16 protein-coding genes are annotated in these 23,175 nt (G+C 49.6%); 8 read left to right on the plus strand and 8 right to left on the minus strand.

The window, feature by feature from the left end; genetic code table 11:
• Positions 1-3: 3 nt before the first annotated feature.
• From JIN85_RS15410 to JIN85_RS15425, 4 genes are all read right to left on the minus strand, one after another.
• Positions 4-1,752, minus strand: coding sequence for a NirA family protein (locus tag JIN85_RS15410; RefSeq protein WP_200272350.1), 1,749 nt, complete (start codon positions 1,750-1,752; stop codon positions 4-6).
• A gap of 139 nt (positions 1,753-1,891) precedes the next feature.
• Complete coding sequence (locus JIN85_RS15415) at positions 1,892-3,622, minus strand: bifunctional protein-serine/threonine kinase/phosphatase (protein ID WP_200272352.1); 1,731 nt, start codon at positions 3,620-3,622, stop codon at positions 1,892-1,894.
• 10 nt (positions 3,623-3,632) lie between these two features.
• Complete coding sequence (locus JIN85_RS15420; RefSeq protein WP_200272354.1) at positions 3,633-5,114, minus strand: NarK family nitrate/nitrite MFS transporter; 1,482 nt, start codon at positions 5,112-5,114, stop codon at positions 3,633-3,635.
• A 208-nt stretch (positions 5,115-5,322) separates the two neighbouring features.
• Positions 5,323-6,408 carry a CmpA/NrtA family ABC transporter substrate-binding protein gene (locus JIN85_RS15425; RefSeq protein ID WP_325109590.1) on the minus strand — a complete coding sequence of 362 codons (1,086 nt, stop codon included), beginning with the start codon at positions 6,406-6,408 and terminating at the stop codon, positions 5,323-5,325.
• 49 nt (positions 6,409-6,457) lie between these two features.
• On the opposite strand from JIN85_RS15425, the gene JIN85_RS15430 reads away from it, so the two are divergent.
• Positions 6,458-7,387, plus strand: a complete 930-nt coding sequence (locus tag JIN85_RS15430) for a LysR family transcriptional regulator (RefSeq protein ID WP_200272358.1) — start codon at positions 6,458-6,460, stop codon at positions 7,385-7,387.
• Here JIN85_RS15430 and JIN85_RS15435 read toward each other — a convergent pair.
• On the minus strand, positions 7,384-8,586 hold the full coding sequence (locus JIN85_RS15435; RefSeq protein ID WP_200272360.1) for an alginate export family protein: 1,203 nt from the start codon (positions 8,584-8,586) through the stop codon (positions 7,384-7,386). The genes JIN85_RS15430 and JIN85_RS15435 overlap by 4 nt on opposite strands.
• Before the next feature lie 167 nt (positions 8,587-8,753).
• Between JIN85_RS15435 and JIN85_RS15440 the strand changes: the two genes are divergently transcribed.
• The 5 genes from JIN85_RS15440 (at position 8,754) to JIN85_RS15460 (ending at position 16,285) form a co-directional block, all read left to right on the plus strand.
• Positions 8,754-9,674, plus strand: a complete 921-nt coding sequence (locus tag JIN85_RS15440; RefSeq protein ID WP_200272363.1) for a proline iminopeptidase-family hydrolase — start codon at positions 8,754-8,756, stop codon at positions 9,672-9,674.
• A gap of 110 nt (positions 9,675-9,784) precedes the next feature.
• A complete protein-coding gene (locus JIN85_RS15445) occupies positions 9,785-10,354 on the plus strand; it encodes an ECF-type sigma factor (RefSeq protein WP_200272365.1) in 570 nt (189 codons plus the stop codon).
• A complete protein-coding gene (locus tag JIN85_RS15450; RefSeq protein ID WP_200272366.1) occupies positions 10,351-12,537 on the plus strand; it encodes a serine/threonine protein kinase in 2,187 nt (728 codons plus the stop codon). The genes JIN85_RS15445 and JIN85_RS15450 overlap by 4 nt, the downstream gene beginning before the upstream one ends.
• A gap of 191 nt (positions 12,538-12,728) precedes the next feature.
• The gene (locus JIN85_RS15455) at positions 12,729-13,562 is read left to right on the plus strand and encodes a LamG domain-containing protein (RefSeq protein ID WP_200272368.1); all 834 of its coding nucleotides are present in this window, start codon (positions 12,729-12,731) and stop codon (positions 13,560-13,562) included.
• A 131-nt stretch (positions 13,563-13,693) separates the two neighbouring features.
• Positions 13,694-16,285 (plus strand): LamG domain-containing protein, encoded by a 2,592-nt coding sequence (locus JIN85_RS15460; RefSeq protein ID WP_200272370.1) that lies wholly within the window; start codon positions 13,694-13,696, stop codon positions 16,283-16,285.
• A gap of 87 nt (positions 16,286-16,372) precedes the next feature.
• Here the strand turns inward: JIN85_RS15460 and JIN85_RS15465 are convergent, their stop codons facing one another.
• Both JIN85_RS15465 and JIN85_RS15470 read right to left on the minus strand, forming a co-directional pair.
• Positions 16,373-17,758, minus strand: a complete 1,386-nt coding sequence (locus tag JIN85_RS15465; protein ID WP_200272372.1) for a sulfatase family protein — start codon at positions 17,756-17,758, stop codon at positions 16,373-16,375.
• A 160-nt stretch (positions 17,759-17,918) separates the two neighbouring features.
• The gene (locus tag JIN85_RS15470) at positions 17,919-18,890 is read right to left on the minus strand and encodes a family 43 glycosylhydrolase (RefSeq protein WP_200272374.1); all 972 of its coding nucleotides are present in this window, start codon (positions 18,888-18,890) and stop codon (positions 17,919-17,921) included.
• Positions 18,891-19,073: 183 nt separating this feature from the next.
• Here JIN85_RS15470 and JIN85_RS15475 point away from each other — a divergent pair, with 183 nt between their 5' ends.
• Complete coding sequence (locus JIN85_RS15475; RefSeq protein ID WP_200272376.1) at positions 19,074-20,474, plus strand: type IV pilus twitching motility protein PilT; 1,401 nt, start codon at positions 19,074-19,076, stop codon at positions 20,472-20,474.
• Positions 20,475-20,507: 33 nt separating this feature from the next.
• Here JIN85_RS15475 and JIN85_RS15480 read toward each other — a convergent pair whose 3' ends face one another.
• Entirely contained in the window at positions 20,508-21,530 is a 1,023-nt protein-coding gene (locus JIN85_RS15480) for a metallophosphoesterase family protein (protein WP_200272378.1), read from the minus strand.
• 178 nt (positions 21,531-21,708) lie between these two features.
• Here JIN85_RS15480 and JIN85_RS15485 point away from each other — a divergent pair, with 178 nt between their 5' ends.
• Positions 21,709-23,133, plus strand: coding sequence for an expansin EXLX1 family cellulose-binding protein (locus tag JIN85_RS15485; RefSeq protein WP_200272380.1), 1,425 nt, complete (start codon positions 21,709-21,711; stop codon positions 23,131-23,133).
• The last annotated feature ends 42 nt before the right edge of the window (positions 23,134-23,175 follow it).

Here is a 23,175-nt window from a genome sequence, read left to right on the forward strand (position 1 = left end):
GAATTAGTCTGTAAGGGCGCGTAACTCGTCTTCCTCATGCCGGTTGGTGAATTGAGAAAAGGTTTCACTTGGCTTGCGTTTCAATTGATAAGCTCGCAGTAGCTTTTCGATCAGTGGAGGGACATCTGTGAATGCGATGCCTTTCCAGATTTCTCGAGCGATCGCCTGTGTGTCGTCGACGCCACCACCAAGAACAATATGATAACCATCGACGCTTTCGCCCGATTCAGTTTTAACGCGAACCCCCATCATTCCAATGTCGCCAATATAATGTTGGGCGCATGAATTCGGGCATCCTGTCAGGTGAATGTTGATCGGGGTGTCGAGTTCCAATTTTGAACTCAAATGATCCCCAAGTTGGATCGCACTGCCTTTTGTGTCGGCTGCTGCATATTTGCATCCACGGCTTCCTGTGCATGCGATGATGCCGCCTGTAACGGCAGCTGCCCGATAGTCTAGCCCTGATGCGATCACTGCAGCAGCTGCTGCTTCGATTTGTTCGTCGGGTACGCCCGGGATGATCAGATTTTGCCAAACTGTTAGACGAATCTCGCCACGGCCATATCGATCTGCAATCGAGCAAATCTGTTCGATCTGATCGCAACTCATTCTGCCAACAGGCGTCAAGATGCCGATATAATTTTTGCCGTCACTTTGTGGGTGAACTCCAAGATGTCCATGTTTTGACTTGGGACGGGATGGTTCACAGCCATCAAGCGGATAGCGGCGAAGTTTGAAAGTCAGCTTCTTTTCCGTTTCGGAGAGGGTTTTTTCAATACCCCATGCGTCTACGAGATACTTGAGTCGAGCTTTCTTGCGATTGGTTCGGTCTCCATTTTCAATAAAGACACGGATAAGAGCTGCGGCAACTGGTAGTGTTTCCTCAGGCTTCAAGAGAATTCCACTATCAGTCGCGAATTGTTTGTGACCGGTGATGCCACAGAGTTGCATCCTGAAGTAAACACCTTTCTCCAGGCCATCAATCGACTCTGCCAAACGGACTGCTTGAAATCCGATGTCGTTGGTGTCTGTGCAGGCAGAAACTGCTCCGCCTGAATCATAGGAGATGTTAAATTTTCTCGGCAAACCGTAGAGATCTCGGTTTTTAAGGATATAGTGATGCATTGCGCGGGCATATGGCATGACATCGATCAGTTCATCCGGATCGAATCCACTTGTCGGGCTTGCGGTGATGTTCCGAATATTGTCCGCACCGGATCCTTGTGATGTCAGTCCCAAGTCCGTCAATTTCATCAAGACATCCGGGCAGTTCTTTGGCATGAGCTCCCTGACCTGGATATTTGCTCTCGTTGTTAGATCAATACATGCATTTCCCCAGTCTGCTGCTATTTCGCCGATTCCTCTGAATTGGGAAGTTGTTAGTGAACCCCCAGCGATGCGGCATCTCAACATGATGCTTTCCTGAGCAGGGCTTACAAAGAAGAGACCATGGTATTTGTAGCGGAAAACATCTCCAGCTTCCGGGAATAGATTGTGTGCCGAATTTTCAAGAATGGCATCGTAGCAATCCAAACCATTCTTTTCATACTTAATGATCTCCTCCTTACAGAGATCATCAATCGGTGTTCCGAACACGGATTCTTCGACTGCCACGGCAGGATCATGGGTAAAGCGCCGTTCATTGTCCTGGCCAAGGAATGGCATTTGGCGTGACTGGAGAACTCCGGAGATGAATCCTGATAGATAATTTGTTTGATCTTCTGAGAAGCCTGAATTTTGAAAATTGACCATGGCGTCTTTGAGTTTGATTAGACTTATTTAGTAGCATCAACGAAACCATCTCAACTCGTCGTCCTCTTCTGAGGGGGAATCTTATCAATCCTGCTCATGAGTCTTGCTCATACCGCTGGTTGCTAAGGTTGAATCAGATTCAACTCATCAAGAACCAGGTGATTAGCCACCCTGTTAGGGCGGCAAATGCGAGAAGTTTCCAAAACAGTAGGGGGTTGCGCTGCGCAAATGGCAATGGCTCAGCTGTTAGATATTCTCGGTCAGGATGTTGTAAATTCTGATAAAAGGATGACATGGAATCCTGACGGTGCTCCGGCTGCACCGATAGCGCTTTTCTCAAGACGGCATCCATCCATAGAGGCACCATGGGGTGATGGGCTACTGCAGGTTCATATTTTAGATCGTAGAAATCACGTGCTGTCCGAGCCAACTCCCACGCTCTTCCATATGGATGATGCCCCCTCGTCAAGAGGTGGTAAGTGATTGCGGCGATTGAAAATAAGTCGGAGCGTGTCGTGGCTTTGCTTCCTAGCCGGTATTCCGGGGCCGAAAAATCGAGTGTTCCGAGTGCACTGCCACGATCATATGGCGCTGAGATTTCTTCGATTCCGCCGACACGACACGATCCATAATCGATGATTTTGATCACTCCCTTTTCATCGATCATGATATTGTCCGGCTTTAGATCCTGATGAAGCGTATCTTTGCGATGCAGTGCACGAACTCCAGCGACAATCTGGCCGGTAATCGCAATGACTTCCTCAATAGCCGGTCGAGATTTTTGCTCACACCATGTCCCAAGGGGAATTCCTTGCACCGGCTCCATGAGATAATAAAGAAATCTTTTTTGATGATTTCGCCGAACCGCCTTCGCGAGGTTCGGATGATCGGTGCGCAATCCGATCCATTCTTCGAGAATGAATCTTTCCAGATAAGCTGGGTCATTCTCAAAAGTAACTGATGGTGCCTTCAAAATGTAGGATTTTCCATCAACTTCATCGACCACTTCATATAGCTGCGAGTGCCTCGAAGCCGAAATGAGCCTCTCGACTTGCAAGCCATCGATTTTTTGCCCGGGAAGGAGATCTGGCGGGAAAGGTAGGGCGTTTAGCTCGCGGAATGCATCGTCGATGTTGCCATCAGGTAAATCATTGATATCGATAACGATGCATGATCGGTTGTCATTTGAGTTTTCCGTTGCCGCACCCAAAGCATCTGCACACTGTTGTGAGTTTTGTGTTCCAACAAGAATTTCTCTGAGATGGCTTTTGTTGATGAATTCATGGATGCCATCGGTTGTTAGAATAAGGCGATCTTTCGGTTCCAGTGGGATTGTATGATAATCAATCTGCGGGCTCAGTTCGAGTCCCATTGCCCTCGTTAGATAATTGGTATCTGCAGATATTTTTATCGAATGATCTTGTGTGATTGCTTCAATTTTTTCTGATCGAATGCGATAGAGTCGACTGTCACCGATATGAAAAATATGAGCACTTCTTGACTTGAGAATGATCGCTGTGAACGTGGTTAGCCAACCTTTCTCAATGTTTCGGATTTGACTGCCTTGTGCGTAAAGCCAACGGTTAAGAGCTGTTAAAACCCTTTCGCCCGCCGTTTTGGTAGACCATGGTTCCGGGGTTTCGAAATAGTCTGTAATGAATCCGATGACGGCGGATTCAGCGGCTTCTTTGCCGGAGGTTGCTGCAGAAACTCCGTCAGCAATGCAGGCCACAATTCCTTTCGTCCTAATCAGCGAAGCATCCGGAATGTGCACGCCAAGGGCATCTTCATTCCTGTCCTTTGGACCGGTGGAAGTGAAGAGTCCTGTGCTTATGCTCAGGTTACCCTTTGCGTGCTTGTTGTCCGACATTCCAACTGAATTATGAAACTTCGATCAGTTGCACGGATCCGTCTTCTGCAACTTCGCTGATATGGCCTTGTGGCTCTTTTAGAAAGCAGGATGCGACCAAACCGACAATTGAGGAAGCGGCGATGATCATGAAGAAAGTTGGTGTGGAGACGAATGAATACACGGTGAGAAAGATAACACCTCCGACATTTCCATACGCTCCTGTCATGCCTGCGATCTGGCCTGTCATGCGGCGCTGAATCAATGGCACCATGGCAAATACGGCACCTTCTCCGGCTTGTACGAAAAAGGAGCATGCCATGGTCGCGATTACCGCCAGGGCAACCGGCCAGGAACTATCGATCTGCGACAATGCCAAGTAGCCCAGCGCCAAACCGGCGAGAAGAATCAACATGGTTTTTCTTCTCCCAAATTTGTCTGAAATCCATCCTCCACCTGGACGTGCAGCGAGATTCATGAAGGCAAATCCTGATGCCAGAAAGCCTGCCTTGACGGTTGAAAGTCCGAATGTTTCTCCGAAGAATGAAGGCAGCATCGATACCACTGCGAGTTCAGAACCGAAAGTAATCAGATAGTTGATGTCGAGAATGGCAACCTGACGGAATGGATACCGCTGATGTTCGGGGACTTTTCCAGCTTTCAACATGGGCGCGTTGACACGGTAGATTTGCCATGTCTGGAAGATGAACAGAACGATCAATAATCCGTAAATGAGCTGAACCAAGCCTGCGGAAAGGAGGTTTACTCCACTTGGAGAAAGCTTCCATGCAAGCACACCCAAAGCTGCAAACATGGGCAAATTCATCATCAGCAGGAAATAAAAGTCTCTTGGTGAGGATACTTCCAAACCTCCTGATTTCTTTGGCTTGAAGTAGGTTGATCCTTTCGGGGTGTTCTGAATGGTTTTGTAGAATATTATTCCGTAAACGAAGGATATGCAGCCGACGCTAATAAATGCATATCGCCACCCATCGTCACCACCAAAGGCAAGGGCCAGTGAAGGAAGCACCATGGCTGCAGCGGCAGAGCCGAAGTTTCCCCAGCCACCATAGATTCCTTCCGCAAGCCCTACCTGTCTGGCGGGAAACCATTCGCCTACGAGGCGTATCCCGATGACAAATCCAGCACCTGCAAAGCCCATCAAAAAGCGCATCAGCGCTAACATCTGGAACGAGGTCGAAAGGGCAAAGCCAACACAGAATAGCCCCGAGATCATCAGGAGTAGCGAGTAGGTGAGTCTTGGGCCGAACTTATCTACCAAGATACCAATCACAATCCGCGCTGGTATTGTTAGAGCCAAGTTCAGAATCAATAATGCCTTCCATTGTGCTCCGGTTAGATTGAACGCACTTGAAATTGCTCCTTTGAACGGAGCATGCGCAAACCAAAGCACGAAGGTCATGAAGAACGCGATCCAGGTAATATGGAGCGTGCGAATGGACGGGCTTTTCAAAGCCAGAACATCCAGTTTTCCGTCGGGTGATATCGACATGTTAATACTGGTTCGGGTTGACAATGGTTGGTTTTTTAGGGACGTGCGGACTCCTTCGGACGTCCATACGGCGGATCTGGCGATAAGTAGGGTGCGAGGTGGTTTTCATGGTTTTTACATCACCATTCATGAAGCCACATCGGTGCCGGGAGAAAGAAAACGGTCGCTCCGACGCCGTATCATTCTTCATTTTCCAGATGAGCCTTGCTCATGCTGGTGCGCCTGCAGCGATCGCCTCCTCATACAGATCATTGCGATAGATTTCAGAGAGTATTGCAGAAGTGCCCTTTGGCACCAGGCCAAGAGACCGCAATCCTGCGAGTGTCCATGATGCTTTATCCAAAGTCGGCGGATTGACTTGAGGTCCGTGGAAGAGATGAAACGGAGTCATGTTTTTCGTTCCACCGCCAGAGTTGAATGGTTGGCCCATGCTGTTGGCTAGCACTTCAACAGGCGCGCCGGTGTATTCCTTGCGAGCAAGAATCTGGATCATTTCGGAGCGGAAATCAGGTTCGTCGCAAAGCTTGCATGCCTCCAACAAGGCGGCAGTTAGAGCGACGGCATCTTCCCTCCTGGAATCGGTGAAACCTCCATCGAGCAACAAGACTTTTTCAGGATGACCATGGGAAATATCTGCTGATACGGCGGGGCACCATGCTTCACCAGTGAGAATCGAGGCAGAGTTCCACGGCTCACCTACGCAATAGCCATCGATATGTCCTGCCTTCAAATGGCGTGGCATGAGAGGCGGGGGGAGGAAGATGATCTCGACCAGATCGGGTGAGGTGATTCCTTGTCGCTGCAGCCATGTATTTAGCAGAATGTGATGTGAAGAAAAGCGATGGGGAGCAGCCATGGTGAACGGCCGGTCCTTCTTCCATGAATGTGTTAGGTAGGAAAGCAGTCCCTCTCCGGTGCCGATGAGCACGGGATCCAAGTCCATCGAAAGTGTGATGGCGTTTCCGTGGAGATTGAGAACCATCGGCACCGCGACCTTACGCCGAACATTGCCGGCACCCATGGCCAGTGAAAATGCGATTCCCGATATGCACTGGGCACCATCCAAATCGCCATAGAATATTTTATCTCTGACAGTGGCCCATCCTAATTCACGCGATAGTCGAACTTTTAAATGATGTTTTCGGAATATTCCCATTTCCTTTGCCACGGCCATGGGGGCGCAATCACTCAAAGGCACGAAGCCCAGTCGGATGTTTGGATTTTCAATAAGGGATGGGTTTGCGGGCATACCCGATCCACAGCGCGATGAATGCCAATCCAGACCTTTTGGCATGAGCCATGCTGGTGAATCGCTGTCTTCCACATGAAGGCGATTGATGATTATGGATTGGGTTCCTGATTTACGGCAGTTGAGGGCGTTTGTTGCTGTCGTCGAGGAAGAAAGCTTTACGATGGCTGCGAGACGGTTGTTTGTCACGCAGTCAGCAGTCAGCCATTCGTTGCGCGCGCTGGAAGAACAGTTGGATTGCAAGCTGCTGGATCGCGCGGGGAAACGTGTTGCTGTTACGGTCGAAGGTGAATTGCTGTTGAAGCGTTCCAAGCTGGTTTTACAGGAACTGGAGCGAGCCAGCCGTGATCTGGATGGACTCAGACGCTGGGGACAAACACGCATTCGAATCGGTGCACCTCACACGCTGTGTCATTTTGTGGTTCCTTCGGTGTTACGGGAATTCCGAGATTGTTTTCCGAGATGCGAGCCAGTGATTGAGGCTGCGGATACCACCATTTTGTTAGATCGACTTTCTAACGCGGAATTGGATCTCGTGGTTGGGCTTAAACCACGCGGTAGGAGCGCTGATGGTTATCGACCGATGTTTAAGGATAAACTTTCGTTTGTCGTTTCACCATTTCACCCATGGGCACCAGGAGGTGAAGGCAATCGGGATGATTTGGAAGACCAGCAATTCATCATTTATGCCAAGGCTTCCGAGACTTATCGCTTGATTGAAGAATGGATGGGAGATCGCGCGCATCGGGTTAAGAAACCGCTAGTGCTTGGCGATATGCAGGCGATCAAGGAAATGGCGAAACTTGGAATCGGCATTGGAATTGTCGCACCGTGGGCTGCTGCTCGTGAGATCGATGAGGGAAGTTTGATTGCTGTCGAAATCGGTGACAATGGAATCAGCCGTGAATGGGGAGTTTTTCATTCACCCAAAAAAGATCCCAGCTTGGTCGAGGAAGCGTTCATCGGGCTGTGTGAAATGGCTTTTGCGGCGATGCCGCCTGGCATCGCCGAGCCGATCTGTTAGAATGAATAATTCATTTCCACCGAAAACCGGGTGGTGGTTGGTAGTTTTCCTTCAGATTCGAAATGCGCAAATTTCGCAATTGCGGTGAATGACTCGTCGAACTTTTTGACTAAGACCGAGTCAAATTCCCATCCCAGATCCGTTGAAATCGCATCATCGCCGAACGCGTGTGCGACATTTGTCCATTTCAACCCGGCGACAAGGGGCAGCGTATGGGACAGATAAATATCTGAAATGCCGCCATGTGTTCCCGCAATCCGCTGCCCAATGAATGCATCTGCATATCCGTTGAACGCGTGGACGGTTGCCAGAGGTGTCTGGAATCCGGCGTCGAGATGTTCCAACCCGATGGTGACGTTTTGATCGCCAAATTTTTTACCAGCCGTGCCATGATAATAACAGGCGTTCAGCGAGTTGGCTGGACCGGCGTCTTGCTGATATGCGAATTCACCGTATAAATCGAACCCTAACAGATTTCCTGCTGCACTGAATCCGTAAGTTTGATTGTTCCAACCAGATGGCTGATCGAAATCCATCAGATAAACATACCCGCCAAGCTGAAGCCCTTCGAAACCGGTGTAGGCGGCGTTAAACAAATGTAAGTTGGAATCGACATTTCGAGCAATGCCAATCGCGTCCGAGCCAAAGATTCGATTCACTTGATCGACAAAAGCATAATTGAGAGTCAAATCCGTAATCGATTTGTTAGAGATCGAGAAGGCATCAAAGGTTTGTTCATTCTGGCGCCATCCAACGTTTCCGACAAAAGCTGCGTTGTCATAAATGATTCGTTGGCGGCCGAGTCGCACCATGCTTTCGAAGCCAGAGTATTGAAGAAATGCCTGATTCAGCTCGTTGGTTTCCGGATCTCCGATGACCGAGTTATTCAACACAAAGGGTTTCGCGCCCGCAGCCCCGCCATTGTAATCATCGATTGCCGCTTGGGAGAATTCTCCTTCCACGAGCGCGCTGAAGCCGTTCCAGTCTCTCGTTTTTAGACCGAGTCGTTCACGAATCGTCAATGCATGCGAGGCGTCGAATCCATCAACATCTGCAAATTCATAACGCGCCCGGATATTGATGGTTGGTGTAATCCAGGATGGTTCTTTGGCGGTGGCGGGTAGCGTGGTGAGCAAATCGGGTGATCCTGCTGTGGCGAAGGAACTGGTGAAAAGCAGTACGGCAAATTGGTTTTTCATCGAATTCAGGTTCTTGGTTCTGCTATCAAGAAGAGCCAAAAACTTGCCAGAGTCAGTCCGAAGCGAATCTAACTGCTTGAACGCTTTTCCCGCTGGACATGAGCGCGACTCATGTTTGAACCAGCTTCATCGATTTGGTGAGATCGATTTGCTGGGGAATCGGCAAGATGATTGCTTCAGAACCAACGATGATCGAAGAAGTGACAGGTTATATCCCGGTGGATGGCTACCGGGTTTGGTATCGCAAGATTGGCAGCGGGGGAATTCCCTTGCTGGTTTTACATGGCGGACCGGGAGCGGGGCATGATTATCTGGAAACACTGGAGGAACTCGCCGTCGATCGAACGGTGATTTTTTACGATCAGTTAGGTTGTGGGAAATCGGACCAGCCGGATGATGTTTCATTATGGCAAATGGATCGGTTTGTTCGTGAAATTGACACAGTTCGTGATTTTTTGGGACTAAAGCAAATTCACTTATTGGGCCAATCCTGGGGAGGTTGGCTGGGGATTGAATACATGCTCACGCAGCCATCCGGGATTGTAAGTTTGGTATTGGCCAGCACCTCGGCGAGCGTGCCTCAGTTTGTCAGTGAAGCTGCTCGCTTGAAGTCAGAACTTCCGGGAGATATTCCCGCAATTTTGAATCATTACGAAGCATTGGGAGAATGGCGAAACCCGGAATACGAAAAAGCCGTGAGCGAATTCTACAAGCGCCATCTGTGTCGCCTGGACCCATGGCCCTCGCCTTATCTTCGAACTTTGGACAATCTTGACGGCAATGCGGTTTACGAAACGATGAACGGCCCCAATGAGTTCATCGTGATTGGAAATCTATCCAATTGGAATCGTGTGCCTCGTTTGGGTGAAATTACAGCACCTACTCTCGTCACCGTTGGGCGTTACGATGAGATCACACCGGCTTGTTCGCAAACCATCGTCGATGGGATACCAGGTGCGCGGATGCTGATTTTTGAGGAAAGCTCGCACACTGCGCATCTTGAGGAAAAAGAGGCTTACTTGGCTGCAGTCGGCAGTTTCATGAAAGAGGCCGAGCAACAAACTCAGTCAGCGCCATCGCTTCCATAACTACTATGAATGCAGTAGTGGTGGACGGCCAGGCATTTTGGGACGCAGCTGCGATGTGCATCTAATTCCTTGATCGACAAACACCAGCTGGATATCTACATCCCGTTGGTGTGGAAGAACTCACAACCATTCTGAAGTCTGCAAGCGGTGACAGTGGGCTTGTGTCGACCGAGCTCCTGCCTCTTGTATACGACGAATTGCGAAGCTTGGCGAAAAAGCGGATGTCTCAGGCTTCGCCCGGTGAAACTCTTCAGGCCACGGCGCTCGTCCATGAGGCTTGGTTGAAAATATCGGGAGATGCGAGCCGCTCATGGAGCAATCGAGCCCACTTTTTCCGCACTGCGGCTCAAGCAATGCGGCATATCCTGGTCGATCGCGCCAGGGCCAAAGCGAGCGCGAAACGCGGAGAAAACCCAAAATTTTTGGACATCCAAGTTCACGGTCTCGAGGTGGCGGATACGACACTCGATGAGCGTGTTTTATTGGTGGACGAGATGCTTGAGCGATTGGAAAAGGAAGATCCGGAGAGTGCTCGTGTGATCGCACTCAAGTTTTTCGGCGGCTTGACGAACAAGGAAATTGCCACCATGGACGGAGTGGTGGAGCGGACGGTTGAGCGCCACTGGGCCTATGCGAAGGCGCGGCTCTATCAAATGATCCGTGAGGAATCAGTTAGATGAAGCCATCGATCGACCGATTGCTTTTCACGGCGGCTGCTGGGTTTGCCAGCCAGGCTGAGCGCAAAGCATTTTTGGAATTTGCGTGCCGGAATGATCCGGATCGATTGATGCGGCTTGAGGAGCTTCTGGAAGTTCGCCGCGATGCGGAGGATTTTTTCGAATTCCAACCGAAAGTTCAAAAAGAATCCGATTCGGAAGATGAGCGGGGGTTGGGAGCGCGCATCGGTCCATATCGTTTGATAGAGCGTCTCGGTTCGGGCGGCTGTGGAGTTGTTTATTTGGCTGAGCAACTGGAACCTGTGAAGCGAAATGTCGCGCTGAAAATCATCCGGTTAGGGATGGATACGGAAAATGTCATCGCTCGCTTTAATTTGGAGAGGGAAGCGCTTGCTCTGATGGATCACCCAAACATTGCGCGGGTTCTTGATGCGGGGACCACCGCATCCGGACGCCCTTATTTTGTGATGGAGTTGGTGGATGGTGAAAAAATTACGGAGTTTTGCGATCGGCATCGACTTGGATTGCGTGAGCGCCTGGAGGTTTTTCGATTGGTTTGTGAGGCGATCCAGCATGCCCACCAAAAGGGCGTGGTTCACCGCGATATCAAACCTTCCAATGTTTTGGTGCGGGCACATGAACGGCGGTTTGAACCAAAGGTGATCGATTTCGGAATTGCGAAGGCGACTGCCGGCGGAATCGACCCTGCTGGAACAGCGACCAAGTTCGGAGAATTCATCGGAACTCCTGCCTACGTTAGTCCTGAACAGGCCGAAGGAAACGTTGATATTGATACACGAAGCGACATTTACAGTTTGGGCGCATTGTTGTGTGAACTTCTAACAGGAAGCCCGCCATTGCCATTCGAGCGTTTTGATCGGAGAGGTGTGGAAGAAATCCGCGATCTCTTACGTGAGAGTTCGACAAGTGCTCCCTCGATGAAGCTGCTCAACATTCCTGATGGTGAGATCGAAGAAGTGGCGAACAGTCGCGGTGTGGATGCGCAACGCTTGAAAAGCATGCTTTCCGGTGATCTTGACTGGATTGTGATGAAAGCAACCGAGAAAGATCGTCAACGTCGCTATGAAACAGCCGATGGATTGGCGATGGATGTGGGGAGATATCTCCGCGAGGAGCCAGTGCTTGCACGTCCCCCGAGCCGTCGGTATTTGCTAACAAAATGGGTTCGCAGGAACCGGGTCACGTTTGCTGCAGGCAGTGTGGCTCTGTTTGGAATCCTGAGTGGATTTGGCATTTCCACCTGGTTGTTTGTTAGAGAGCGCCAAGCCCGGCACGAACAGGCAAAGCTAAGAATTGTAGCCGAGCAGGCTACAGCCAACGAAATTCGATTGCGCGAGGATGCCAAGGTTGCTGATCAAGTCCGCCAGGCTGCGGTGCTCTTGAAATACAACGACGTGCAGCCTGCAGACGCGTTGCTGGACGGTTTACCGGCAGAGAGGGTTCCGCATTCCCTCGAAGCCGCGGACACTTTCATGAAAGTGGCGAACTGGAATCTTTCCCAGGGCAGATGGGAGGCAGCCGCACAGCGGTTCTACGCTCTCGGCTATGTGCTCACCAATGTCGATATGTCGGATTCAGAGCATATTTCGTTCGACTTATTATCGGTGATGACTGCAGTTTGCGAATGGGGAAGTGATGAGCAATTTGAGAATTTGCGCAATTTGGCGATCATTCGATTCTCAGATTCAGCGAATCCAATTGTAGCAGAGCAGGTGATCAAAGCGACATTGTTGAAGCCTGCAACGCCCGAAATTTTATCAAAAATCCAGCCTTTGGCTAAAATTCTCGAATCTTCGATCGATGAAAAACGCGGCCCAAAAACTCCGCATATGGTTGCGTGGAGACAGTTTTCTCTAGCGTTACTTGCTTACCGCGGAGAAAATCTCGAAATGGCAGCGAAGTTGGCCGCGAGCAGTTTGGTAATGGCGGCAAATAGCGAACCCCGGACTGTGTCAGACGAGCTGATTCTGGCGATGGTGAATCTTAGGCAAGGACGCAAAGAATTGGCCCGGGAAAAAATACAAACTTTGCGTGGTGAGGTGGACGAGTGGATGCAAGAACCATTTAAAGTGACCAATTCCGATGGCACGCTCTGGTACAACCAAGGGGCAGTGCTTATTCTTCTGAAAGAAGCAGAGCGCATGCTCAAGAACTCGGGGGGCTAATACTTTCAGGGGTTTTGGGACTAGAAGTGGTCGTTTGTTTCTGAGTATTCGGACGACTGATGGCAAATTCATGGTCTTCCAAATTTATCTGTCGGGTTCCGTGAGAGGAATTCGTTGTTCATCATGGAGGATCGTTCTCGGCGAGAGCGAACACCCATTACCTCCTTTTTAAATCCAACGAAAACCCATTGATGAAACAAAAATTCCTTGCCGTTTTATGGTGTGTCCTTGGCACCTGCCTCCATTCCAAAGCAGCCTTGGTTGCTCATTACCGATTCGACGAAGCGACTGGAGCGACCGCTGCCAATGATGAGTTGGCAGGTACCGCAGGTGCCGTTGGATCTGGCGTCACAACAGGCGTAGCGGGAATTTCGGGAAATGCTTATAGCTTTGCAGGTAGCTCCGCGAGCCAGGATGGTATTGTAGATATGGGAAATGCTTCGTTTTTCTCAGCAATCACCACAAGCGGTGAGTTTACTTTTTCGGTTTGGGTAAATACGACGGATACCACTGGAAATCGCAATACCGTGATTTTTGCCGGAGACAATACAACCAGCAATGTTTACGCGGATCTTGGAGTCGCAGCTGGCCAAGCAGGCTATCTAGGTTCTGCTAGTGCTCGGAATCGGCCCGTCGGAGCGGATATATCTCAGCAGACCGGAATCTACAGCTCACCAACGGTTGATCCTGTAAACGATGGGAATTGGCATCTTCTGGTGATGACAGTCAGTATTTCCTCAGAAATCATGTCTCTCTACGTGGATGGCGTTCTGGCAAATACTCAAATCATGACGACATCCGCATTGCCAAATTTCAATAACTTTGAAATCGGACGACTTGGTCGATCATCTCCTGTAGATCCATATCAGGGATTGGTTGACGATATTCAAATCTATGATCAGGCCCTTACAGCAAGTGAGGTTGACTTTCTGTATGCAAACCCAGGCGTGGCAATTCCGGAACCTCGGATCGTGGCTTTGTTGGGATTAGGGATGTCACTGTCAATTCGCCGCAAGAGAGGTTGATATCTCAGATTTGCGATCAATTGCCTTAATGATTCGAATCGCTCCAATGGGATGGAGTGAATTTCGTTCAATTGTGTCGCAATGACATGGTTTAAGGTCTGGTTATCTAATTTATTAAAATTAAAAAGGTGATGTTTTTCAATTATCGAATCGCACCATTGCTGCTTCTGGCGACATCCAGTTATTCCATTGGGGATATTGTTGCACATTTCAGATTTGATGAGGCCAACGGAGCTGTAACGGCAGCCAATGCTGTGACTGCCTCGGCTACAGGCTTGATCGGATCGTCGGTAATCACGGGAGAAGAGGGGATCTCAGGAAAGGCATTTCGCTTTGGAGGGGAGACTTCGACTCAAGATGATATCGTTGATATGGGAAATCCTTTGTTTTTCTCGGCGATCAATGCAAGCGGCTCCTATACACTTTCAGCCTGGATCAAGACAACCGATACTACGGGCAATCGCAATTGTGTCGTTTTTGCGGGTGATGATTCAGCCTCCAATATTTATGCAGATCTGGGAGTTGCCGCGGGTCAGGCGGGTTTTCAAGGGGCTGCCACAGCTCGCAACCGGCCTCTAGGCGCAGGCATCGCTCAACAAACGGGAATTTATAGCTCTCCTGCCGTGCCCACCGTGAACGACGGAAACTGGCATCACCTTTTGATGACCTTTGATACCGTATCTGCATTGCTGCAATTGTATGTGGATGGAGTTTTGGCAAATACCCAAGAAGGCGCATCTTTGCCAACATTCAACAACTTTGAAGTCGGTCGGCTGGGTCGATCATCGCCAACGGATCCATTTCAGGGCTTGATTGATGATGTTCAAGTCTACGATCGTGTATTGTTGCCCTATCAGATCAATTTTATATTCAAAAATCCAGGCATGGAATATATCGAAAAAGACAATGATCATGATGGTCTGGATGATTCTTGGGAAATCCTCTACTTCGGTAACATAACATCGCAATCGGGAGCGGATATCGGTCCGGACATGGACGGGGCGACCAATCTACAGGAGCAAAATGCTGGGTCAGATCCAACTGTTGCGGATACTGACGGTGATCAACTGAACGATGGAGCTGAAATCAACGGCCCACCGACCAGTGATCCGACCAATCCAGATACCGATGGAGACGGTTTGACCGATGGTGAAGAGGTAAATCTCTATGGGACAAACCCTAACAGTTCTGACAGTGATGGTGACGGGCTTCCCGATGCATGGGAGGTTTTGCATTCTCTTAACCCTAACAGCAGTGCAGGAACAGATGGAAGTGGGGGAGATCCAGATTCAGACGGACTGGTGAACAATGATGAATATCACGATGGTGTGGATAGCACCGATCCCAACAATCCAGATACTGATGGAGATGGCTACTCGGATGCGGTGGAAGATCGCTTCGGTTCATGGTATGATGTGACTTTAACGGGAACGGATCCTTTAAATCCAGATACCGATGGTGATGGATTGTTGGATGGTCAGGAAAATCCGGATATGCCATTCAGCAGAGGGGTTGCACCTGGCAGCGATCCAAACGTATTCGATACCGATGGTGACGGATTTGATGATCAAGCCGAATTCGTGGCTGGTTCAGACCCGAGTGATCCAGAATCTTTACCGCAAGTGGCCAGAGGATTGGTCGCGCATTATCGATTGGATGATGCCGCCGAGTCCGATATTGCTGTCGATGAATTAGGAAATGAGGCTGGCGTGGTTGGTGCTGCGATAGTTCGCGGGATTGATGGGATTTCAGGGGGTGCATTTCAATTCAACGATTCGTCCGGGCAGGAGAACATTGTCGATATGGCACAGGCGGCGTTTCTGGCAGATTTAATCTCCTCGAAAGCCGTGACTTTAACTGCATGGATTCAATCGACAGATGTATCGAGTGGGAGAAATACTATCATTTCCATAGCAAACAATACGCTGGCTAACAGTTACATTGACATGGGAATTGCCGGTGGGGCTTCTCATGTCGGGGCCTTTAGCAGTCGAATTCGGCCCAATGGGGATACGAATATCACGGAGATCTTCAGTGATACCTCAGCCAGTCCTGTTTTTGTGAATGATGGGATGTGGCATCATGTCGCGATGTCAGTGGATTTGGCAAATCATCGAATCCAAAACTATGTGGATGGGGTTTTGGTCGCAGAAAGCAGTGCGGTGACAGTAGATACGATGCCTGCATTCAACAACTTCGAGATCGGTCGATTGGGGAGACAATCGCCAACAGATGCTTTCGCAGGAGTGATCGATGACGTTCAGGTCTACAACGAAGCCCTTTCAGCAGATCGCATCGCATCCCTTTATTCGATGCCCGGGATCACGACGGATGAGGATCACGATCGGTTGGACGATGCATGGGAAATTCAACATTTCGGGAATGTTGCTGCTCAAGATGGTTTCGGAGATCCAGATGGTGATGGAATTTTGAATGAGGAAGAAGAAACGCTCGGCAGCGATCCGGGATCTATGGATTCAGTGGTCGTACACCCGGCAATTCGTTCTGTCTCGTTTTCAAATACTGGTGATTTCGTGATCCATTATTCAGGTATGCCAAACACTACCTATCAGGTTTCGAATTCGCGTGATTTGGTGGAATTTGTTGGTCTGGATCCCGAGGTTTTATCGACAACAGATAGTTCTGGAGAAGGAGTTGTTGCGGTGCCCGCGAGTCAACTTCCACCGAATGTCGGTTTTTTCAGACTTGAAGAGGTGGATTGAGCTTCGTCGATTTTACTCGATTTCATTACAGCAAAAAGCCGGTTGGGTAATTCAGCTCCAACCGGCTTTTTCATGAATCGATATGTCCTAATCTTGCGAGAGTAGTTTCGGATGACCGTAAACAGTTTGTTTGTCTCCTTGCTGTTCCATCCACGATTTCAGGTCTGCGCGCATCGCCTCTAGACGATCTGCACAATCAGGATTATCGGCCAAGTTGTGTTGTTCAAGCGGGTCTGTTGCCAGATCGTAGAGTTCTTCCTTGGGACGTTGCTGATATCTTTTCACTTTCATCGCTGCGTCAGCATTGGTTTTCGCTTTTTTAACCCAGCTATTCCAGTAGGGGATGCCCAATTTATCTTTGAGGGTTACATGGCTATTGAATTCAAACTCGGGATGAAGATTCAGGATATACTTCCAACGGGCATCCCGCACGCAACGTGATGGGTAAACGTTAAAATCACCATCACCACTATGAGTGGCGTAGATTTTATCACGATGGGTCGTGGTTTTTCCTTCCAGAACATCAGCAAAGGATTCTCCATCGATATCCTTTGGCGGAGTGCCACCAGCAACATCGACCAGTGTCGGTAATACATCAATCAGGGAAACCATCGCGTCGCTATGCGATGCCGGTTTGACGTGACCCGGCCAGACGGCGAGTAACGGCGTGCGTAATCCATTATCATAAAGGCACCACTTGCCGAATGGCCACTGGGCGCCCTGATCGCTGAATTGCATGAAAAATAAGTCTTCCCCGAACTTCTCCTGGGCCAGGTCATACACTTCGCCAAGTTCATCATCCATTCGCTTTACCGCTGCGTAGTAGCTCGCACGGGCATTTCGTGTCACAGGTGTGTCCACGTGATTTGCTGGAATGGTAATTTCTGCAGGATTATAATCCTCGTGTTTTTGCGGCCATGGGACATGCGGCCAGTTGGTTCCGACAAACAGGCAAAGTGGCTTGTCGCTTTTCCGGTCGCGCAGCCAATCCAATGCAGCGGGAATGGCGATGTCTTCGTGGAACTTGTTGTGCTCACTCAGATCGAATCCATAATCCTTGGTTTGAACGTAGTGGCCTACTTTTCCAAAGGCGACGACTTCGTAGCCAAGTTCTTGCAGATAGGCTGGAAGCTTCTTAATTTCTGGGCGTGGTGCGGCATGGTTGGGTTCGGCACCATTTTTTGCAGGCATCAATCCTGTTAGAATCGCCGCGCGGCTTGGTGCGCAGCTTGGTGACGCTGCGAATGCATCCTCAAAGGTCATGCCTGCGGCTGCCACGCGAGCCATATTGGGTGTTGCTAGATCTTTTGATCCATACACTGAGGAATCTGTTAGCGTATGGTCATCTGAGATGAAAATTACCATGTTAGGCAGCTTGGTGGCCTCCGCATGGAGAAAGCTGTTTCCAACCAGTGCCAGGATGCACAGATTGACTGCGCTTTTCCTTAGAATTCCGAAATTCAATGGTCTCATTCGATTTGTTTGTTTTCGAGATCGCTTCATTGCTGAAATAGGTGTCGTCAAAAAGTCAGTTGTTCTCAAGCCAACGCATCATGGCCTTACCTTGATGAAGAGGTTCGGCAATGATGCGAATTTACGCTGATTTTCGCGCTGATCTTACGGCGACATATTTCTAACGAATCGGTGCTGCTGCAGGTCCTTCGTCGTTTGGAATCACTTTTTTGATCGTGCCGTCCTTCTCAAAAGTCACTGGCTGGATGGCTGTCTGGCGGATTCCTTCGAGTGGTCCTTCTGGCTTCGTTGATGGCCAGTAGTGGTAGGCGATATACCATTGTCCAGTGGATGGGTTTTTAAAAAACGAATGGTGACCGGGGCCTTTGTGAGTGCCATCGGAATTCAGGATCGCTCCTTTGTATTCCCAAGGTCCGGTAGGTGATTTTGAAATCGCATAATGCACCGAGTAGTTAGGAAGATTCCAGCCACCGTGACTGTACGACAGATAGTAGGTTCCGTCGATTTCGTGCATGAATGCACCTTCGGTAAACTCTGGTGGGGTATCGACTTTGATTTCTTCACCGAGTTCGATCAAGTTCGGCTTCAGCTTCCAAACGCGGAGTTTTGCTCCACTACTACCGCCGGCGTAGAAATAGGCGGTGCCATCCTTGTCCTGGAACACCATCGGATCAATCGCTTCGAATCCATTGCCTCCTGTTAATAGCGGCTTGCCACTGTCTTTGAATTGGCCAGCGGGACTGTCTGCCACGGCAACTCCGATTCGGCTTGGCGCAGGGTTCTGTGGCCCCACTGAATAATAGAAATAATACTTTCCGTCTTTCTCGGTGATCCCAGGTGCCCATAGCCAGTGATCCGGCGCGCCATCATCCTTGATCCATGAAATGTCTTCAATTTTCAGTATAGGCCCATGTTCCTCCCAATGGACCAGATCCTTGGATGAGTATGCCATGAAATCGAATGCATGAAACTGTGCCTTCGCATCGGTTGTGTGAGTCGGATAGCCCCAGTATTTCCCATCAAACACCGTGACGTGCGGGTCTGCACCCAGAAATACAGGATTCGCCAGTGATGCGGTTGTTAGGCACGCTGGTAACAAGAGGAAGAAGATACGACTTAAGTTGGGTTTCATCAAAGTTGAGATTAGGGTGAATTTCTACTCTGTTACAAGGGTATACATCAATTGATTTGATCGATGGATTTGTTTGGATTTTTCCGATTTCTTTTGAAACGAAAGCTAGCCCGGTTGGTTTTATCTATTCACGCGGCTGCGTGATCCTTGCTTATGGCCATTATAGACACATTTTTGAAGTTAATGCTTGAAAGGCGTGCTGAGAAACTGGTGCTGGTTTCCGAACAGACGCCATTTCTTTTGCGAGGAGGTGAGCATGTCGAGCTTTCCATGCCATCCTTGCCCGATGAGATGATGCGTCGGCTCGCAAATGAAATGCGCGAAGGTGATTCGGCTGACAAAGGAACTTATCTAGCAAGTGATGGTGATTTGTTCGGGTACCGTATTTCAGAGGGAAATCCTGGCTGGCGAATTGAAATGTTCATGGCTGGAAATGAATCTCTCAATCCACGCCAGCATCAGGATTCCGTGAAACTCCAGCCTGCCGCAGATGAGCACGATTTCGAGGCTTCGCGTTCCACTGCTCCTGATCCTGAACTGCTAGCCTTGTTAGATCACGCTCTGTTAAAAAATGCCTCGGATTTGTTTATCTCATCCGGCAAGCCCCCGCGGATTCGATTAAATGGCAAGATTGTCGCCCTGAACGAAAGCTCACCTCATGCTAAACAGATTTTAGATCTTTTGCCGGATGATGAGGCGCACCATGAGTTGACAAAATCCGGGAGTGTGGATTTCTCCGCTAGCTGGAAAATGCCAGATGGACCACACCGGATACGCATCAATGTTTTTCAACATCTCGATGGAGTTGCAGCGGCATTGCGACCGATCCGCCGCAAAATTCCTTTGTTGTCAGAACTTTCCTTGCCGGAGAATCTTCACCAATTAGCGACGTTTTCAGACGGTTTGGTCTTGGTGACCGGAGTCGCCGGTTCGGGGAAATCGACCACGTTAGCGGCATTGGTTGATTATCTGAATCGCACTCGATCCAAACACATCATCACGATTGAAGATCCCGTGGAGTATGAGCATCGTGAGATCCAATGTTTGATTCATCAACGTGAGGTTGGTCGAAATGTCGACAGTTTCGCCGGAGGTTTGCGGGCCGCGTTACGAGAGAGTCCTGATGTGATTTTGTTAGGAGAACTGCGGGATCTGGATACCATTTCCGCGGCATTGACGGCTGCCGAAACGGGGCATCTCGTTTTGGCGACGCTACACGCCGGAGGTGCATCAACCGCGGTGAACCGCATTGTCGATGTTTTTCCCGGGCACCAACAAACCCACATCAGGATGCAGTTGTCTTTGTCACTTCGAGCCGTTTTATCGCAGCGTTTGTTGCCTTCCAGGACGGGTGGACTGGTTCCTGCCATTGAAAAATTGCTCGTTACCCCTGCAGTCGCGAATGGCATCCGCGAGGGGCATGATCATTTCATGAGGAATGCGATGTTGGCTGGTACTGATTCGGGCATGATCACCCTGGAACGCTCACTCGCGACCTTGGTGCGGGATCGTCTGATTGATCGTGAAGTTGCTCTACGAACGGCTGTTGACCCTCAATTATTACAACATCTGTTGAACAGTTGAGATGCTGGATATCGAGCCGGTTTTGTTGCCATATCACGCAACCGGTAAGAATTCGAGTTCCATGTAAGCACCGGTTGCATTGGCATCTGTCACAAATTGTGGGATGCCATTCATCACATCAAGAGCGGCTCGATGAGTGTGGCCCGCGAAGACTCCTAGTAAATTGCTGCACGAAAATACTTCTCGATGGAAATCCATTGTGACTTTGGTGTGACCGCCTTCGCGCCATTTTTGACGCCGCTCCAGCTGATAGCTATGATCATTCTTTGCACCCCACTCTGGATTTCCACAGCCGTAATCCAGATCCCTTCCAGGTGCGTAAAGCGGGATATGAACAAATAACACCAAGGGGGCACCTGTGGCGACTTGCTTGCGGAAAAATTCCAATTGTTCCGGCAGGATTTCGTAGGTTGAATTGTCAATGGAGATGATACGTGTCCCGTTCAATTCACGAACCGACATCAGCCGACCATCGTTCTGATAGAAAGGAGCCAATCGCTGATCGATCCATTTTGCTCGCAGCGAATCAGCTGAGCCTTCCATTCCTTCATAATGCCAATCGTGGTTACCTGCGGTATAGAACCATGGCAGGCCCGTTTCCTGGATTCTGGCCATCGCCCATTCGATGGCGGCTTCCGAGGGGAAACTTACGATGTCACCGACCAATGCAACGAGGTCGGCTTGTTGTGCTTTGGCTTTCTGAAGTGCTTCTTTCAACCCCTCTTCCGGATTGGTGGTTTTGCCTGTCTGGAAATGCTTGGTCTGGTTGTATGCCTTTGCCATTCTCGCGCTGAACTCGCGATATTTCTCGCCGCGTTCATCATCGCGGAACAGATGGGTGTCCGCGATCATCAGAATTTTGAACGGCTTCCTGATGTGCGGTGAGTAGATGTGAACCCGGTTTTTGTCTTGGGAAAATGAGCCGGATGTTGATGGTGTCGCACTTGATGGAGCAGTTACTTCGTCAGAATTTGCCGCATTTGCTGAGATTGCCAATGCACCTGAAATCATTGCCGCACGTCCCATGAATCCGCGCCGGTCCATCGATTTTTTCATGTCTCAACCAGCCAATTACCCAGGCGGCTGTCAAACCTTGAAGGCGAAATTCGATGATGTTGGGCGGGCGTGATCGAGTTGCTGACCCGTGCCAATACGAAGTCGATTCTTTCAATTATATCATCTACGATCTATTTCTGAATTGATCGCTCAAGCCAATTCAGATATTAGGCAAGAGATGTTTTTTCATGATCGATCTACGACGATTTCATTAGCGATTCTTTTCCGTTTTCGCTCATGGATTGCGATTGGTTTTGCCATCCATGCTGCTCCCATTTTTGCGCAAGGTAATCCTGCTGTGATTTTCACAGGTGAGGGGACTAGCTATGACCGCGGCAGTGTCTCCGGTCTCTACGCTATACCCGAATCAGAAATCTCTCCTAGATATGCCGCGATGAATGAGGTCCAGGCGGAAGGTGGAAAGTGGAGCGGTGCATGGCTGGAAGTCACCGGACCGGCAGGGAAGTCGATAGTTCAGGTGATTGATATCGCACCTTCCCTTGGCGAAGGGGATCTCGATATGGGGCCTATAGCTTTCAGTGAAGTCACTGGAAATAGTGAAGGTCGATATCCCATCACCTGGCATTGGATATCCGCACCCGGTGACATCGGGCCGATTCATTTCTATTCTCAATCGAGTAACCCCTATTACCTGAAGTTGCAGGCGGCGAATATCGTCAATCCAGTCGAAAAAATGGAGATTCTCGTGAACGGCGTCTATACGGACATGCCGGTGACGACGGATCACTTTTTCGTTTATAGCGGGAACTTGATCGCTGAGCCTTTCACCATTCGGGTGACCGACATTATCGGGAATCAGGTGGTTTCTTCTGGGCTGACCATCAGTGATACTGCTGGGGGGCAGAATGGCAGTGGCAATTTTCCCGCAGTTGAAGAGTCTGCGATTTCACTGGAACGCCCAGCTGGAACGGTCATTTCGAATGATGGTGGATATGCTTTGGGCTATTCCATGGATGGTGCTGCACTAGCTGTAGATTTTATCATTCGGAATACAGGAACTGCGGATTTGTCAGGATTGGCGGTGACGATTGATGGAACCAACGCAGCGGATTTTTCGATCACTGCGAATCCTGCCTCCAGTTTGGCGAGCACTGCAACTACGAGCTTTACCATATCTTTCGCAACCACCCAGCCAAGCGCCCGTTCCTGTGTTCTTCATATTACGACGAACGAAGGAAAATCAATCGATCTGGAGCTCAACGGCACTGGAATCTCTTCCACATCGGACAGTGACTCGGATGGGATGAATGATGCTGCGGAGGTGAAGCTGGCAGACTTTGGCTTCGACTGGAAAGTGAATCAGAGCGACCTGGTGGCGAAGTATTATCGGAACGCTTCAAGTGCAGGGCTGTATTCGGCCGATCAGGTGCACGCCATGCAGGTCGGCACTCCATTGATTCAGCGCAATTCTACGGATGGGACATTTACCTTGAAGATTGCTCTGAAGAAATCGACGGACCTGACGTCGTTTTTACCCTTGCTGCTGAAGCCTGAGGAAACTTCCGTCAACGGGTCGGGAGAAATCGAGCTACAGTTTTCTTCGCAAGATGATGCCGCATTTTTCCGCGTGGAAGCTCAGTAGGGACTCGGCTTCGCAAGCTGGAAAATGGCGGCATCCTCTGAA

This window comes from Luteolibacter pohnpeiensis, from assembly GCF_016595435.1.
Classification (GTDB): domain Bacteria; phylum Verrucomicrobiota; class Verrucomicrobiia; order Verrucomicrobiales; family Akkermansiaceae; genus Luteolibacter; species Luteolibacter pohnpeiensis.